The organism is Oleiphilus sp. HI0125, assembly GCF_001635355.1.
The window spans coordinates 1-711 of the sequence record NZ_LWGF01000324.1; the positions used below are offsets into that span (position 1 = coordinate 1).

The 711-nt window shown below is 43.0% G+C and carries 1 protein-coding gene; it reads left to right on the plus strand.

Going from position 1 to position 711, the window contains the following annotated elements; genetic code table 11:
- Nucleotides 1–104 precede the first annotated feature (104 nt).
- Nucleotides 105–711 (plus strand): glutamate synthase-related protein (locus tag A3762_RS04395; RefSeq protein ID WP_255375029.1); only part of this gene is annotated, 607 nt, incomplete at its 3' end.

Consider the following 711-nt stretch of genomic DNA (forward strand, 5'->3'; position numbering starts at 1 on the left):
GCCTGATCAAACATCGGAGGGTTAAATGTGTTTCAGATTTACGATGCCAATTAATTTAGTACGCCTTAAAATTGCAACGATATAGCAAATGAGTGGAGTATGTGATGACTGCAATGCAACAAGTTTTTTATTTGGTTTCTGTATTCGGAAACCTGCTATTTTTGTCACTTTGGATGGTGACCGGTCAAACATTTTTCACGGTTATGTTGGTACTGACTATCAGCTACTCTGTGGTCGGGTTTTACGATTTAAACTACAGTGCGCATACTTTAAACAGGCTGTACCCCGTCGTCGCACATATCCGCTATTTTCTTGAGTCTTACCGAGTTGAAATTCATCAATACTTTATTGCAAATAATACGGAAGAGCTGCCATTTAATCGAGAGCAGCGGTCACTTGTATATCAAAGAGCAAAGGGTGAAATTGATACGAAGGCCTTCGGTACAGAACGAGATATCTTCCAGCAAAACTATCTATGTGCCTGGCATTCGCTAGCCCCAAAAGAAGTTCACCCAGAACATATTAGAGTTATGGTCGGGGGGAAAGAGTGCAGAAAACCCTATTCCTGCTCACGCCTAAATGTTTCAGCGATGAGTTATGGTGCGCTGAGCCAAAACGCTATTGAGGCATTGAACAAAGGCGCAGCTAAAGGTGATTTCTTCCACAATACCGGCGAGGGCGGAGTCAGCCCATTTCACCTAAAACATGGGG